Annotated in this window: 15 protein-coding genes; 7 read left to right on the top strand and 8 right to left on the bottom strand. The window is 64.2% G+C overall.

Annotated elements, in window-relative coordinates; translation table 11 throughout:
- Window positions 1–106: 106 nt before the first annotated feature.
- Window positions 107–721, top strand: coding sequence for a hypothetical protein (locus AC3A4M_RS08070; RefSeq protein WP_498735101.1), 615 nt, complete (start codon window positions 107–109; stop codon window positions 719–721).
- A gap of 210 nt (window positions 722–931) precedes the next feature.
- On the opposite strand, the gene AC3A4M_RS08065 is transcribed toward AC3A4M_RS08070, so the two are convergent.
- The 3 genes from AC3A4M_RS08065 to AC3A4M_RS08055 all read right to left on the bottom strand — a co-directional run bounded on the left by AC3A4M_RS08065 (window position 932) and on the right by AC3A4M_RS08055 (window position 2,490).
- Window positions 932–1,429 carry an SRPBCC family protein gene (locus AC3A4M_RS08065; RefSeq protein WP_498735100.1) on the bottom strand — a complete coding sequence of 166 codons (498 nt, stop codon included), beginning with the start codon at window positions 1,427–1,429 and terminating at the stop codon, window positions 932–934.
- Window positions 1,430–1,442: 13 nt separating this feature from the next.
- Complete coding sequence (locus tag AC3A4M_RS08060; protein ID WP_264667576.1) at window positions 1,443–1,775, bottom strand: ArsR/SmtB family transcription factor; 333 nt, start codon at window positions 1,773–1,775, stop codon at window positions 1,443–1,445.
- Window positions 1,776–1,839: 64 nt separating this feature from the next.
- On the bottom strand, window positions 1,840–2,490 hold the full coding sequence (locus AC3A4M_RS08055) for a CG0192-related protein (RefSeq protein WP_498735098.1): 651 nt from the start codon (window positions 2,488–2,490) through the stop codon (window positions 1,840–1,842).
- 149 nt (window positions 2,491–2,639) lie between these two features.
- On the opposite strand from AC3A4M_RS08055, the gene AC3A4M_RS08050 reads away from it, so the two are divergent.
- The 3 genes from AC3A4M_RS08050 to AC3A4M_RS08040 all read left to right on the top strand — a co-directional run bounded on the left by AC3A4M_RS08050 (window position 2,640) and on the right by AC3A4M_RS08040 (window position 5,514).
- Complete coding sequence (locus tag AC3A4M_RS08050; RefSeq protein ID WP_498735096.1) at window positions 2,640–4,067, top strand: amino acid permease; 1,428 nt, start codon at window positions 2,640–2,642, stop codon at window positions 4,065–4,067.
- A 16-nt stretch (window positions 4,068–4,083) separates the two neighbouring features.
- Window positions 4,084–4,785 (top strand): DsbA family oxidoreductase, encoded by a 702-nt coding sequence (locus AC3A4M_RS08045; RefSeq protein WP_498735571.1) that lies wholly within the window; start codon window positions 4,084–4,086, stop codon window positions 4,783–4,785.
- Window positions 4,786–5,004: 219 nt separating this feature from the next.
- Window positions 5,005–5,514 carry a hypothetical protein gene (locus tag AC3A4M_RS08040; RefSeq protein ID WP_498735095.1) on the top strand — a complete coding sequence of 170 codons (510 nt, stop codon included), beginning with the start codon at window positions 5,005–5,007 and terminating at the stop codon, window positions 5,512–5,514.
- Window positions 5,515–5,517: 3 nt separating this feature from the next.
- Here AC3A4M_RS08040 and AC3A4M_RS08035 read toward each other — a convergent pair whose 3' ends face one another.
- From AC3A4M_RS08035 to AC3A4M_RS08015, 5 genes are all read right to left on the bottom strand, one after another.
- The gene (locus AC3A4M_RS08035; RefSeq protein WP_498735094.1) at window positions 5,518–6,192 is read right to left on the bottom strand and encodes a LytR C-terminal domain-containing protein; all 675 of its coding nucleotides are present in this window, start codon (window positions 6,190–6,192) and stop codon (window positions 5,518–5,520) included.
- Window positions 6,185–6,484: a type II toxin-antitoxin system VapB family antitoxin gene (locus AC3A4M_RS08030; protein ID WP_498735092.1), complete on the bottom strand. Its 300-nt coding sequence runs from the start codon at window positions 6,482–6,484 to the stop codon at window positions 6,185–6,187. The genes AC3A4M_RS08035 and AC3A4M_RS08030 overlap by 8 nt, the downstream gene beginning before the upstream one ends.
- 73 nt (window positions 6,485–6,557) lie before the next feature.
- Window positions 6,558–8,237: a cell envelope integrity TolA family protein gene (locus tag AC3A4M_RS08025; protein ID WP_498735090.1), complete on the bottom strand. Its 1,680-nt coding sequence runs from the start codon at window positions 8,235–8,237 to the stop codon at window positions 6,558–6,560.
- The gene (locus tag AC3A4M_RS08020) at window positions 8,234–9,820 is read right to left on the bottom strand and encodes a cupredoxin domain-containing protein (RefSeq protein ID WP_498735088.1); all 1,587 of its coding nucleotides are present in this window, start codon (window positions 9,818–9,820) and stop codon (window positions 8,234–8,236) included. Before AC3A4M_RS08020 ends, AC3A4M_RS08025 begins: the two co-directional genes overlap by 4 nt.
- Window positions 9,813–10,238: a hypothetical protein gene (locus AC3A4M_RS08015; RefSeq protein ID WP_498735087.1), complete on the bottom strand. Its 426-nt coding sequence runs from the start codon at window positions 10,236–10,238 to the stop codon at window positions 9,813–9,815. Before AC3A4M_RS08015 ends, AC3A4M_RS08020 begins: the two co-directional genes overlap by 8 nt.
- Before the next feature lie 365 nt (window positions 10,239–10,603).
- Here AC3A4M_RS08015 and AC3A4M_RS08010 point away from each other — a divergent pair, with 365 nt between their 5' ends.
- From AC3A4M_RS08010 to AC3A4M_RS08000, 3 genes are all read left to right on the top strand, one after another.
- A complete protein-coding gene (locus tag AC3A4M_RS08010) occupies window positions 10,604–11,515 on the top strand; it encodes a hypothetical protein (protein ID WP_498735085.1) in 912 nt (303 codons plus the stop codon).
- A gap of 100 nt (window positions 11,516–11,615) precedes the next feature.
- Window positions 11,616–12,644 carry an isopenicillin N synthase family dioxygenase gene (locus AC3A4M_RS08005; RefSeq protein WP_498735084.1) on the top strand — a complete coding sequence of 343 codons (1,029 nt, stop codon included), beginning with the start codon at window positions 11,616–11,618 and terminating at the stop codon, window positions 12,642–12,644.
- A gap of 156 nt (window positions 12,645–12,800) precedes the next feature.
- Complete coding sequence (locus AC3A4M_RS08000) at window positions 12,801–13,706, top strand: oxygenase MpaB family protein (RefSeq protein WP_498735083.1); 906 nt, start codon at window positions 12,801–12,803, stop codon at window positions 13,704–13,706.
- Window positions 13,707–13,728: the final 22 nt, after the last annotated feature.

Below are 13,728 nucleotides of genomic sequence, written 5' to 3'. Positions count from 1 at the left end.
AGTCCGAAGGCCCGGTGCGGGGAGGAACTAAGGTTTGACGTGAAATCATTGGGGAAAGCTGGGAGAGTCACCGATTCCAGTTCACGTCGATCTGTTGGGGGTTTAATTGAAGAAATCGTTTGCCATCTTGTCACTTGTAACGCTCGCTATCACGGGTTGCTCGGGGACCACCGGCTCAGGAGAAGCCGCCCCGAACATTTCGGTAGAACCGGCGAAACCCAGCCCAACTCCCACCGGAGTGGAGCGCAAGGAAAATGATCACGGCAATCTGGTCAAGGAAATAGACGAGTTGGCCAGTATTGGGGCTGACACCGTGGAAGATTCTTCTCTGAAATTCAAAGTGACCGGCATTGAGCCACATGATTGCCCGGCTTTTCCAGAGATGGAGCCTGCAAACGGTCATATGATCGCGGTGAGTTTGGAGATACAGACCGACGCAGATATGACCGAGCAGTTAGGCACAAATAGCGCCTCGTTCGACAGCCATTCCTGGAAGGGTTACGCCGCCAACGGATCACGCATGAACACCGTGACTTCCGACAAGGTCTATAACTGTGTCGAGGACCGGTCGGAACTTGTTCCGGATTCGATAGGCCCCGGTGAGAAAGTAAAAGGCATCGTCATCCTCGACGTAACTTCAGAGTCTGGAAGCATCGCCTTTAGCTTCCCCGGCCAGCAAAATGGTTGGGAATGGGAGTACGGTCAGGCGCCCGCCGTCTAGGTCATTTCCCTGCCACGCTCCCAGACGTGAACGCAGGCGGTGCGATGTCCCGGGCCTTTAGGACCCGGGACATCGGCATTGGTGCGCTTTTGATCTGGGGCGCCCCGGGATCTGAGGTTTCCGATCGGCAAGATCCTGCCGATATGGGTGCAAGCACTTGCGGATTGCCCTCGATTCGGGCAGAACCGGCAAGATATTGCCGATTCCGGGTCAGGCAGGGGCGGGCGCGGCGATGACGGCGTCGATCTGGCCCATGGCCTCCTTCATTCCCTCCTCCATGCCCATGGCGAGCATCTTCTGCAGCTGCTCGGCGGACTCGAAACCGGACACCGTGGTCATCCGGGTCTTGCCGTCGATATTTTCCAGGGTTACGGCGGCGTGGGTAATGCCCATGTCTTCGACAGGCGCCCAGTTCTCGTCGGCGAACCCGTCGTCGAACTCCAACCGGTTCGGCGCTTCGATGGCGGTGAACTTCCACCACCCGCGGGCCTTCTCTCCTTCGTGTCCGGTCATGTAGTAGTTGGCTTTGCCGCCGGGCTCGAACTCATGCTTTTCGAAGGTGGCGGGCCAGGTGGGCGGGCCCCACCAGCGCTCGAGCTGGCGCGGATCCTCCCAGATCTGCCAGACGCGCTCAACACTTGCATCGAACTCCGCGACGATGGTGAAGCGCAGCGCTTCGACGTCCTTTTCCGAACTGATAACCGGCATGATGGTGCCCTTTCTATCCTTCAGCGAGAATGTCGTCGATCCGGGCAACACGCTGTTGCCAGATCTCCTCGTAGTCATCGAGCAGCCGCCGCGCCCTTCTCAGCCCTTCGAGATGAATCCGCACCATCTGCTCTCTTCCGCGCTTCTCCTTGGTGACAAGGGAAGCCCGTTCCAGCACCGCCACATGTTTCTGTACGGCGGCAAAACTCATGGCGTATTCGGCAGCCAACCCCGAGACGGAATACTCGCCGGTGAGGACCCGGGCGACAATGTCGCGGCGGGTGGCGTCGGCGAGCGCCTGGAACAGGCGGTCCAACTCGGAATCGGAAACTTGATCTACAACCATTTGGTTGTAGATTAGTCCTCCCTGACAGCAGGGTCAATAGGAAGTGCCAGCCGAAAATTAGGGGTTACGGAATGGAGGCCAGAACCACCGGAGCATGACTGCCCCAAGTGCCGGTGAGAGTGTTGCCGTGGGTGCCAGGTTCATCGGCAACGGGGATGCGGTACAGGGAAAGGGCCAGCAGCCCGGCCGTGATGGTGGTGACGGCACCCACGGTGGCGGGCACCGCCGTCGTAATTTGGGGGACCTCGGTGCCGGGCGTGCCGCTGCCGCGGACACTGACCGAAGGCTCGAGGGGTTCGAGCGTGCCGTCTTTGTCGAGGAACAGCTCGGCCTCGGTGCCGCCCTGCAGGATTGCCGTGGCGAGTGCTGCCGCGAAGACCGGGTCGCCGCAGGCGTCATAGATCCAGCGCTTGCCGAGCACGGAGTGTTCCATGGTGCCGGCGAGCCACGGTTCGGCGCCGTCCAGCGGTGCGCCGCGGTAGGTCAGCGGTACCTGCAGGATGGTTCCGTCGTCGAGGCGCAGCAGGTGGACCTCCATGCCGACGTCGCCGGTGGGGTCGTCGAAGCGGAATGCGCCGATGGGCTCCAACGCCGGCTGCTCCCCTGCCTCCGCGCCCTGCTCCCCTATGTGCGGGAACCACGGCTGCGCGGGCAGCCATGATGCCAGGAGGTCGATCTTGGAGGGGTTTAGGACTGCGTCGTAAATAATGGCCATTTCAGAAGCGTACGAGACTTGGCTAGCGCTGTGGGGTTGGCCACTGGAACCGCCGTGTGTGAGATTCGCCCATCAGCGCGGGCGTAAGATTAACCGGCCGCTTTTTTCTTTCCGGCCCTCCCCCTTTCGTGAAACTAGGTACGTTTCCCATGGCACAATTTGCCCAGGCACTCGCGCGCGGTCTGACTGTCCGCCACATCCGGTTCATGGCCCTCGGCTCGGCCATCGGCACCGGGCTGTTCTACGGTTCTGCCGCCGCCATCCAGGCTGCCGGTCCGGCCGTCCTGCTGGCCTACGTGATCGGCGGCGCAGCGGTCTTCCTGGTCATGCGGGCCTTGGGCGAGATGGCCGTGCGGCACCCGGTGTCCGGCTCCTTCGGGCAGTACGCGAGCCGCTACCTCGGCCCGTTCGCCGGGTTCATCACCGGCTGGACCTTCGCCTTCGAGATGGCGATCGTGGCCATCGCCGACGTGACGGCGTTCGGCATCTACATGGGCTTCTGGTTCCCGGAGGTCCCGCGCTGGATCTGGATTCTCGCCGTCGTCTGCCTGATCGCGGCGCTGAACCTGATGCGGGTCAAGGTGTTCGGCGAGACGGAGTTCTGGCTGTCGATCATCAAGGTCGCCGCCATTATCGCGATGATCGCTGGCGGCGCCGCGATTGTGGTGTTCGGCTTCGGGCTGCCGGACGCGGCGAACCCCGGGCTGGGGACGATGCTCGCCTCGGGCGGCTTCTTCGCCAACGGGTTCTGGGGCCTGCTGGCTTCCTTCTCGATTGTGATGTTCGCGTTCGGCGGGATCGAGACCATCGGCATCACGGCGGGCGAGGCAGAGAACCCGAAGAAGGCCATCCCGGCGGCGATCAACACCGTGCCGGTGCGCATCCTGCTCTTCTACGTCTGCACGCTCGGTGTGCTGATGATGATCTTCCCGTGGAATCAGATCGACGGCGAGACCAGCCCGTTTGTGCAGATCTTCGACGCGCTGGGCATTCCGGCCGCCGCGCACATCCTCAACGCCGTGGTCATCACCGCCGCGATCTCTGCCATCAACTCGGACACGTTCGGGGCCGGCCGGATGATGTACGGGCTGGCGCAGCAGGGCCACGCGCCGGCGTCCTTCGCGCGGATCTCCCGTCACGGGGTGCCGTGGATGACGGTGGCGACGATGACCGCGGTGCTGCTGGTCGGCGTCGTCCTCAATATGCTGCTGCCCGAATCCCTGTTCCTGATCATCGCGTCGATCGCCACCTTCGCCACCGTGTGGGTGTGGCTGATGATCCTGCTCACGCACATCGCGATGAAGCGCGAGATTGCGCGGAAGAAGCTGCCGGCCTCCGAGTTCGCCGTGCCGTTCTGGCCCGTGGCGTCCTACGTGGCGCTGGCGTTCATGGTGTTCGTGGTGGTGCTGCTGGGCATCATGCCGGACACCCGCGTGGCCCTGGTTGTCGGGGCCGCATGGATCGCGGTGCTGTTCGTGGCCTACCACTTCGGGATCAAGGGCAAGGGCCATGTACGGGCCGAACTGGTGGACGAGACCGCCACCGGCACCGTCCAGCCGGAATACATCGACCGCTAGAAATGTTGACATGTCCATGAAGATTGAGATCTGGTCCGACATTGCCTGCCCCTGGTGCTTCATCGGAAAGCGCCGTTTCGAGAAAGCCCTCGAGAAGTTCGAGCACAAGGACCAGATTGACGTCCAGTGGCGCAGCTACCAACTGGATCCCAGCCTGCCGGCGCACTACGACGGCACGGAGACCGAGTACCTGAGCCAGATGAAGGGCATGCCGCAGGACCAGGTCCGCCAGATGTTCGCGCATGTCACCGAGCAGGCCGCAGGCGAAGGCCTGGCCTACGATTTCGACAAGATCGTCGTGGCCAACAGCTTCACCGCGCACCGCTTCCTGCACCTGACCAAGGCCCACAACCTGGACGCGCAGGCCAAGGAAGCGCTGCTGTCCGGTCATTTCGAACACGGCGAAGACATCGGCGACGTGGAGTATCTGGTGCGCACCGGCGTCGTACTTGGTCTGGACGAGGCGGAAATCCGCGAGTCGCTCGAGGGCGACCGCTACACGGAGGACGTGCAGGCAGACATCGCCGAGGCGCGTGCGCTCGGTGTGACCGGCGTGCCGTTCTTCGTGCTGGACCGCAAGTACGGCATCTCGGGCGCCCAGCCCACCGAGAGCTTCAGCCAGGCGCTGGCGCAGGCCTGGGCGGAACGCAATCCGCTGACCGTGCTCTCCGGAAACAACGACGACGGCGCCACCTGCGGCCCGGACGGCTGCAACTAGCCGCACCCCTAGACCGGGGATAATTGCTGATGGGCCGCGAGTTTTCCCGGCCCATCAGCGTGTGGCGAAGGGATCAGTGCATCGGCGGGAGCGGCCGGCAGTCCGGAAGGCTCTGGTCCAAGGACTTCGTTCTCGCAATCGCCGTCAATCTGTTCATCTCGATGGTCTTCGCCGTCGGGTTCGCTGCCCCTGCTGCTGGCGCTGCGCATCATCCACGGCGTGGCCTTCGGCGCGGGGAGCACCGCCGTCGCCGCCTCGGTGCAGGCGCTGATCCCGCCGGCCCGGCGGAGCGAGGGGACCGGCTACTTCGGCTTGTCCACCACGTTGTCCATTGCGCTGGGGCCGTTCCTGGCCGTGCTGCTTTCGGCCGGCGACGGATCTCGCTGGCGGCGGTACTCGAGCCGGGCGCGCTGCCCGTCTCGACGGTCATTCTGGTCTGCGGGGTGCCTACTCCGGGTTCCTGGCCTTCCTCACTTCCTACGCGCTGGAGCAGGGAATCGCCTCCGCTGCGAGCATGTTCTTCCTGGTCTTGCGCCTAGGCACGGCAACGTCCGCGTTCTATCTGATGCTCGACCTGGGAGTCGGCGTGGGCCCGGTGGTCCTCGGCGCCCTTCTGCCGCTGACGGGCTACCCGGAATGTTCGGCGCGCTGTGCGTCCTGGTGCATGCCGCCGTCGTACTTTATTACGTTGTCCACGGCCGCAAACACCGTCCGCCGCGCGCTGCCTAGAACCTACTTGGCGACTTCACTGGGTGCGGGCGAAAGCCGCGGGCAGCTCAATGCCCCCGCGGTCTGGTCGACGCTGTCCGGCGGGACGAGTTGCTTAAACTGCGACCCGAGCACGACGTCCACGCTGGCATCGGCGCGTTGATCCGCCACGTATTCCGTTTCAGGAATGTTCCGCTGCAGGTTGAAGGCGTTGGCCTCCCCTGCGGGCCCGGAAATGATGACGGCGGTGAGGCCGGTACGACTCATGCGTTTCGAGGCGACTTCGCCGATCTGGTAACCGCGTTTGGCTAGCAGCCCGGACGTCTGGCTGGCCAGGCCTTCCTCCTGTGTGCCGTTATATAAGTTGACGGTAATGGAATCGTTCGGCGGGTATCCGTGCACGGTTGCAGGGCACGTGGCCTCCGGTGCCGGAGTGTGGGACCAGCCCGGAATCTTCAGGTCGCCGCGGACCACTGCCAGGGCAGTCAGGACCGCGGCAATGATGAGAGCCACCAGCAGCGTCAGGACAACACCATGCAGAATCTTCCGGTGGCTGTAGATCTCCGGCTTCTCCACGTTGCCGTCGTCGGGGAAGACTTCGTCCAGATCGTCCTCGGTGATGATGTTGCGTCCCTGCAAGCGCAGCGTTTCCGTTGGTTTCCGCTTCGGCTTCTGCGGCAGGTTCGAGGGCTTAGTCATTGATCACGAGCACCCGTGCGTGCAGAACCGCCCTCTGGTGCAGGGCGGTGCGGACGGCCCGGTGGAGTCCGTCTTCGAGGTACAACTTGCCCTGCCACTGGACCACATGCGGGAACAGGTCGCCGAAGAACGTGGAGTCCTCGGCCAGCAGTGCCTCCAGATCGAGCGTGCTCTTGGTGGTGATGAGCTCATCGAGCCGGACCTGGCGCGGAGGTACGCTGGCCCAGTCCTTGGGGCTCTCGTAACCATGGTCAGGATATGGGCGGCTGTCGCCTACGGCTTTGAAGATCACCAATCCAGCGTAGAGAAGACACGCGCCGAACAAAACATTTCATCCGGCGCGTGCCCTTCTTGTACCCAAAAGGTTACGAGGCCTTCAGCGGGATAATGCGCTTGCCGATCACCTCGTCGGTGATCCAGTCCTTGAATTCCAACACCACCTGGTAATCCCCCGCTTCCGGCGGAAAGAGCAGCAGGTCATACCGCTCGGCGGACCCGGATGCCAGCATGCTGGTCATCATCGGGTAGCCGGCCTCGCGGCAGGGCAGGGAGACGCCAGCCTTCTCGTGGGTGTCGCGGTACGGCCTGCCATCGTGGGCGATGACTTCGGCCATGGCCACAGGGTTGCCGGACATATCCTGGAACCGCAGCATGGTGGGCAGGTAGTTGGCATTCAGCAGCCGCAACAGGGTGGGCTTGCGGTAGTCACCCTCTTTGTACACGTTGGCGCGCAGCGACTTCATCGACCACACCTGTTCCTTGCCACGGGGACGGCGCGCGAGCTCCCCTCCCAACGCGTAGAAATGTTTCGGCTGGAAGTGGTTCAGGCCCGCGTCTTCGCCCGACAGACCTGCAGCGTGGTTCATGCCGTGCCAGCGCGTATCCAGGCTGTACGGGATCAGGAGCGTTTCGGTGTCGATGTCGTACTCCGGCCCGTCCACGAACGCCCGCCGGGCTCCCGGCGTGACGGGGTAGTCAGGATGCTCGATTGGGTCAATAATGAGCGGCCCGAACATACCCATTTGGACGTGGAGGGTGGTGTTCACATGGCAGTGGTAGAAGTACGTTCCGGCTGTCCCGTAGTCCGCAACGCCCGGCCGGCCCTTCTCCGGCTGCCACTGGTAGGTGTAATCCCCGGCGATTTCGAAGGATGTGTGGCCCACGCCGTCGTTCCGGGGGTCCGGTTCCATACCGTGCCAGTGGATGGTGTGGTTGCCTTTGCTCGGGCTGAAACTGGCGTGGAAAATCTGGCCTTCCTTCGGCCTGATCAGTGGGCCCGGGAAGCACTTGCGCTGATCGTCGGTTTCGAAGCTCCACATCTCCACTTCGGCACCGTCGTCGAACCTCAGGTCAGTGCCGTAGAAGTCGAGTTCGTAGCTGATGTTCGGGGTCATCTTGAATTCGGTGACCGGTTTATCCTGCTCGTTCTGGTTCGAGCTGAAGTCCACCTGGCTGTCGAAGATGTGCCGGGCTTCCTCCTCCACAATGGGAGGCTCCGGGACCGGCTCAGGTTCAGGATCCGGCTCGGGTTCGGGATCCGGTTCCGGTTCCGCGCCATCCGTCGGCTCCTCGTCCGGCTCGGTCGGATCGGTGCTCTCTTCCGGATCGGTCCCGGTGTTGTCCTCCGGGTCCGTGGGCTCGGTCGGCTCCGTCGGCTTGTCTACTGGAGGCGGCGTGGTCGAAGTCGGTGGCGGCTTGGGCTTGCTCGCCTCTTCCTCCTCGCGGCGGCGCTTTTCCTCGGCCGCCTGCTTCCGGCGCGCGTCTTCCTCGCGACGGCGTTTGGCCTCCTCGGCACGCTTCTTCGCTTCCGCCTCGCGCCGCTTTTTCGCCTCATCTGCCTTACGTTTGGCCTCGGCAGATCGCTTTTTTGCTTCTGCTTCGCGCTTCTTCCGCGCTTCCGCGGCCCGCTTTTTCGCCTCGGCCTCGCGCTTGCGCCGGGCCTCCTGTTCCCGCTTCTTCTTCGCTGCGGCTTCCTTGCGCTTCTTCTCCGCAGCCTTGCGTTCCTGGAAGCTCAGCCTCCTGCCCGGGAGCAATGTTTCCATCATGATGTCGCTCCTTCGAGAGGCGCTTTAATGATCCAGTGGGAGGTCAGACCGCCCGGGTACATACCACCGGCGGCGGTCTGGGAGGATTCGGAGTGGCAGTGCATGGGATACGCCCAGTCGGACTTCCTGTTGGCCCAGACCTGGTCGACCGCGTCCGGCGGCCGCTTGATCGGGATGATGGCGTCTTTGGTCTGCATCCCCCTGACCTTGATGACGTCTTCCCACTGCTGGATGCAGACGTAGCCGTCCTCACCCACATGGCCTTCGGTGCGGCCCCAGTCCTCGTTATCGCAGCGCACGGTCCACAGATGGTTGCCATGGAAATGCATCTGATGGAAGACAATCCCGCAGTTGACGATACGGACCAACTGCCCGCCCCGCAGCGAGCCGATGGCCGAGCCCTCGGCGAACTCCCGGGCGTCGAACTGCCGCGGGTACCCCGAAATGGTGGTCTCCTCATCGGAGGCCTTGTTCAACGCCTCGTTGCGGGTCATGCCCATGGACTCGTAGCCGCTGCGGCCGTTGAGCGTGAAGTAGCGCGGCACGGCCTTCTGCTTGGCCGGATCCACCGTGCCGCCCTTGGCCTCGATGTTTGCCCACACCGGATCGACGGCGTGGCAGAGCCAGACCCACTGGCGTTCGAACTCGGCCGCGTCCAGCGAGATGCACCAGGCGTCCGACGGGTCCATGACCACCAGCGCGCCGTACAGGCCCAGGGTCCGTTCCACCGGCTGGTTGCCCGGATCGCTGTAAATGTAGACCCCGGGTTCCGGCGCTTTCAGTTCCAGCATGCCGACCTTGCCGGGAGCGATCTTGCCCGTGCTGACATCTTCGCCGTCGTCGCCGGCCTTGTGGATGGCCAGCTCGTGGTCCTTGGCCAGCCGGTTGTGAACGCGCAGCGTGATCTTGCTGCCGGTTTCGGCAACGATTACGCGCTCGGGCATGAAGCTGCCCCAGTGGGCCCGGCGGACGTAATATTGGCCGGGATTTTCGGGATCCGGCTGCAGCGGCGTCGGCGTACCGCGTGGTGGTTCCGGTGCCCCCACCGGGTAGATCCGGCTGTCCACCCAGCTGTCGTCCTTCAGGAAGACCTTGGGCTTGATGGTGAGGCTGGGATTGGCGTCGTTCTTCTCGGTGGGGCGATCGCCGAACCCGCGGAAGTAGACCAGCGAGTCATCCACCATCTTGATGTAGCCCTCGTTGATGTAGACATCCAGCACTTCCCGGTCCGATTCCAGCAGCTCCGCATCATCCGCGTCTTCCGCTTCATCGGTCGCCTCGTCGGTGGGCTCCAGGGCCTCAGCCTCTTCGGTCGCCTCGTCAGCCGGCTCCAGGTCCTCAGCCTCTTCGGTAGCCACGCCGGTGGCAACACCCGTCGCTAGATCGGTGGGCTCGGGCGCCTCAGCTTCCTCGGTCGGCGTCGTGGTTCGCGCGTGGGCCGGCTGCGCGCCGGCCAGCGCCAGCGCGCCGAGCCCCGCGGCAGCTCCGTATTTCACAAAGCTCCAGCGGCTCACCGGCGCGTCCTCGCCCAGGAGGGCCCCGCCGTCGTCGTTTTGCTGGCCGTTGTTTTCAAACTCACCCATGATTGTTCTCCAGCCATCCGGGCCGGCGAAGGACCGTGGGCAGTTCCAGGGCCAGCGGCGCGCCGTCCGACCACGGATCCGTGAATTCGGCAGAGAGCTGCTCATTGTCGGAGGGCACCAGGAAGCTGATCCAGAAGTTGTTTGTGGCGCCCGGGTCCAACGCGCCCTTGCCGGCGCCGGATGACCGGTTGGTGACCGTGGGTCCGTCGGGGCCCACTTTCAGCCGCAGCTGGCCGGGCGAGAAGAGGACCGGCCGGTCCAGTCCGTTGTGGACTTCCAGCTGCAGCACCACATGGTCGCCCCAGGTGAAGTTGGCCGGCTGGGTGCCGGACACGGCTGCGCCGCCATGATCGTGGCCGGAGGATGCTGCACCGGTAGCGGCCGCGGTAGAACCCCCCGCGCCGGGTGTCTGCGGCATCCGCGACTGTCTTTCCGCGGCTACGATGCGGACGCTTCCAAAGGACGTCCATACCCCGGATCCGCGGGAGATCCCTCCGGTATCCGCGGCGTTCTTCGAGGCTGAGAGAAGGCTGCCTCCGCCGATAATGCCGGCCACGCCGGCGCCTACTAGGACTCCAAATACTCTGCGCGTCAAGCCCGTCGGAACCTCGGTTCCTTCGGACTCAGGCGCGACAGTATGTTCCCCAACTACTGTCATCATTTCCGTATCCCCAACTACGTCTGGATGGTGTGGTTCCAACAGCTTGCAACCAAAACCTTGGAGAAAACGTAGGGTCCGCCGGCCGACTTCGGCTCACCGGGGCAGATTGAGATAATGAGGGCATGACTCTCACCGCCGGTACGCCGCATCGCCCTGCCCAGCCACCCATCGGTCTCCTGCTTGATGTGGACGGTCCGATTGCCAGCCCGGTCAGCCGCACCGTGCCGACGAGCATTCTCGAGGCCCTGCTGACCATGGCCTCGAAAGGCTGGCCGGTGGTCTTCAACACCGGCCGCTCGGATGCCTTCATCCGCGAGCAGGTCATGGATCCGATGCTGGCCACCGGCATCCCCAGCGGCATCCGGTTCCATGCGGTGTGCGAAAAGGGCGCGGTCTGGTTCAGCTTCGGAGCCGAAGGCCCGGGCACCATCCACGTTGACCGCTCGCTGTCCGTTCCGCAGGACTACGCCGCGGAGATCCGGCAGCTGGTGGCGACCCGCTACTCCAGCCACATGTTCTTCGACGAGACCAAGCACGCCATGGTCTCCGTGGAACAGGTCGTCGAGGCAGACAACCTCGAATACCGGCGGCTGCAGGAAGAGTTCGACGCCGAGGCGTTGGCTTTGATGGGCAAGTTCAACTTGGGTGCCAGCCGGCTGGATCACCATGAGCCGGACAGCGATGACCAGGTGGACTACCGGCTGGATCCGACCATTATCTCCACCGATATCGAATCGATCCGGCTGGGCAAGGACCTCGGCGCCCAGCGCGCCCTGGAGATGCTCGCGGCGGAGGGGGTCATCCCGCACGCGTGGCGGACCATGGGCGATTCCCGCACCGACTACGCGATGGCGGACACCCTGCACTACAACGGGCATGCGGTGGTCCATGTGGACGTGCGCCCCGCAGACGGCATCCCGCAGAAGCCGTACCCGGTGCTGACCGCCGCGCATCTGGGCTTTCCGGACTCCATCCACGAGTATTCCGGCGGCGCTTTCCTGCGCACCTGGGCCGCCATCGCCAAGACGCTCTAAGCCGGGACACCGGGCACTGGCCGGTGCCCATTTGGGGCAGAAAAACACATTTCGTAACCGACGCGCGGATGTCAAGTATGACGAGTGCTAGTCTGCGAGCATGTCAAACAACCAGGGGACCATACCTGTTCTAGACCTCCGAACTGCACGCCTCGAAGACGGCTCTTTCAACCCCGTCTTCGTCGACCAGCTGCGCGACGCCGCTCACCGGGTCGGCTTCTTCCAGATCACCGGCTACGGCGCCGGCGAGCACCAGGTGGCCGAGCTCTTCGACGCCATGCAGCGCTTCTTCAACCTGCCGCTCGAGGAACGGTTGAAGCTGGACAACCGCAACTCGCCGCACTTCCGCGGCTACACCCGGATGGGCACCGAGCGCACCCAGGGCAAAGCGGATGCCCGCGAGCAGCTGGACTACTCGCCGGAGTCCGAACCGGTTGCCGATTACACCGAGGACCAGAAGTACTTGCTGCTGCGCGGCCCGAACCAGTGGCCGGACCAGGCCCAGCCGGATCTGCGCGAGAAGGCCATGGCCTGGGCAGACCTGATGTCCACCGTGGGCCGGGAACTGCTCTCCGGCATCGGCGTGGGCCTCGGCCTGCCCGAGGACTACTTCGACGCAGCGTATGCCGGCAGCCCGCACTGGATGGGCAAGCTGGTGCACTACGTTGGCGGCGTCGTCGAGGATGCCGGGGACCAGGGCGTGGGCATCCACGCCGACTACGGCTTCATCACGTTGCTGCTGCAGGATCAGGTGGGCGGCCTTGAGGTGCAGCCTCCCGGCACCACCGAATGGCTGCCCGTCGAGCCGATCGAAGGCGCACTGGTGGTGAATCTGGGCGAGATGCTGGAGGTGGCCACCGAAGGCTACATCACCGCCACCATCCACCGCGTGCAGGCCCCGCCGCCCGGCGTGGACCGCTACTCGGTACCGTTCTTCTGGTCGCCCCGCCTGGATGCCATGATCGACCCGATCCCGCTGCCGGACGAGCTGAAGTCCGAATCCCGCGGCCTCTCGGACGATCCCAACAACCCGATGCTTGCCCAGTTCGGCGCCAATATGCTCAAGGGACGCGCGCGCGCCCACCCCGATGTGACCGAAAAGTACTACCCGGAGCTGCTCGCCAAGTAGCTTCCCGCGCCCTCTTCACTGGCGCTTCAATAACCCGCGTACGACGTCGGGTGCCCGGCTCAGATTCGCCGGTCACCCGGCGTCGTGCTTTGGTTATCCAGGGGCAATCCGCCCGACGGCGATGACAGTTGCTGCCGCCCGTTCAATAATGAAGGCATGGGCGCACTCAAGGCGCTGCGGCGCGAGCTCCGGAGGACGTTGTCGGCTACCAACGGCGAGGTGCCGCAGTGGGCTCTGGATCTCGCTGAGGGAAAGGACGAAGGTTTCTTTGCCCCGGGTTCGGCCGTTTGGGCTGTACACGGCTCCGTGACCACGCTGGTCGGAGGGATCAGGGCGCTGCTGGTGCAATCGCTGCATCCAGGTGCGTTGGCGGGCGTGGACGATTTCTCCATGTACCGTGAACGGCCGCTGGTCCGTTTGGCGTCCACCAGCCGCTGGATCATGACGGTCACCTACGGAGACACGGCTGCGGCGCACACCGCCTGCGAGCGCATCCTGAAACTGCACGAAAGGGTCCGCGGCACCTACTTGGGTGCCCACGGAGCAACGCGCAACTACTACGCCAATGATCCTGGCTTGCTCAGCTGGGTACATGTGGCCTTCGTGGAGGCCTTCCTGGCCGCGCACACGGCATATGGAAAACCGATACCGGGTGGTCAGGACCAGTACGTCGCCGAGTGGGCCAAGGCCGGCGAGTTGATGCAGGTTCCCCATCCGCCCCGGACCCGGGCAGAACTGGATGAGCAGTTGGCGGCCTTCCGCCCGGAGCTGCTGCATGACGCCAAGGTGGCGGAGGCGGTGGAGTTCATCCGCCACCCGCCGCTCCCCCGCTCCCAGCGGCTCGGCTACCGGATCCTGTTCGCCGGCGCGGTCAACACGCTGGAACCGCACTATTTGGAACTGCTCGGCCTGAAGAAACCTTCGCTAGGCCCATTACCGCTTCCGGTGCGTCCCGCCACTCGGTTGGTGCTGGCGTTTGTGCGGCTGGGATTGGGCCCAAAACCACCGAGCGAAGTCTCTGCCCGCCGCCGGATCGCCCGGCTGTCCCAGCAGAATGCCTGAGTGTCAGGCCGGAGCGCAGGAC

This window comes from Arthrobacter sp. Soil_C_60, assembly GCF_057656375.1.
Note: the sequence above shows the minus strand (reverse complement) of the source record. Positions and strands in the feature narration are given on the sequence as shown.

Coding starts and splice junctions, on each gene's coding strand:
- AC3A4M_RS08065 (WP_498735100.1), bottom strand. CDS start 1,429: ATGCCGGTTATCAGTTCGGAAAAGGACGTCGAAGCGCTGCGCTTCACC.
- AC3A4M_RS08060 (WP_264667576.1), bottom strand. CDS start 1,775: ATGGTTGTAGATCAAGTTTCCGATTCCGAGTTGGACCGCCTGTTCCAG.
- AC3A4M_RS08055 (WP_498735098.1), bottom strand. CDS start 2,490: ATGGCCATTATTTACGACGCAGTCCTAAACCCCTCCAAGATCGACCTC.
- AC3A4M_RS08050 (WP_498735096.1), top strand. CDS start 2,640: ATGGCACAATTTGCCCAGGCACTCGCGCGCGGTCTGACTGTCCGCCAC.
- AC3A4M_RS08045 (WP_498735571.1), top strand. CDS start 4,084: ATGAAGATTGAGATCTGGTCCGACATTGCCTGCCCCTGGTGCTTCATC.
- AC3A4M_RS08035 (WP_498735094.1), bottom strand. CDS start 6,192: ATGACTAAGCCCTCGAACCTGCCGCAGAAGCCGAAGCGGAAACCAACG.
- AC3A4M_RS08025 (WP_498735090.1), bottom strand. CDS start 8,237: ATGATGGAAACATTGCTCCCGGGCAGGAGGCTGAGCTTCCAGGAACGC.
- AC3A4M_RS08020 (WP_498735088.1), bottom strand. CDS start 9,820: ATGGGTGAGTTTGAAAACAACGGCCAGCAAAACGACGACGGCGGGGCC.
- AC3A4M_RS08015 (WP_498735087.1), bottom strand. CDS start 10,238: ATGCCGCAGACACCCGGCGCGGGGGGTTCTACCGCGGCCGCTACCGGT.
- AC3A4M_RS08010 (WP_498735085.1), top strand. CDS start 10,604: ATGACTCTCACCGCCGGTACGCCGCATCGCCCTGCCCAGCCACCCATC.
- AC3A4M_RS08005 (WP_498735084.1), top strand. CDS start 11,616: ATGTCAAACAACCAGGGGACCATACCTGTTCTAGACCTCCGAACTGCA.
- AC3A4M_RS08000 (WP_498735083.1), top strand. CDS start 12,801: ATGGGCGCACTCAAGGCGCTGCGGCGCGAGCTCCGGAGGACGTTGTCG.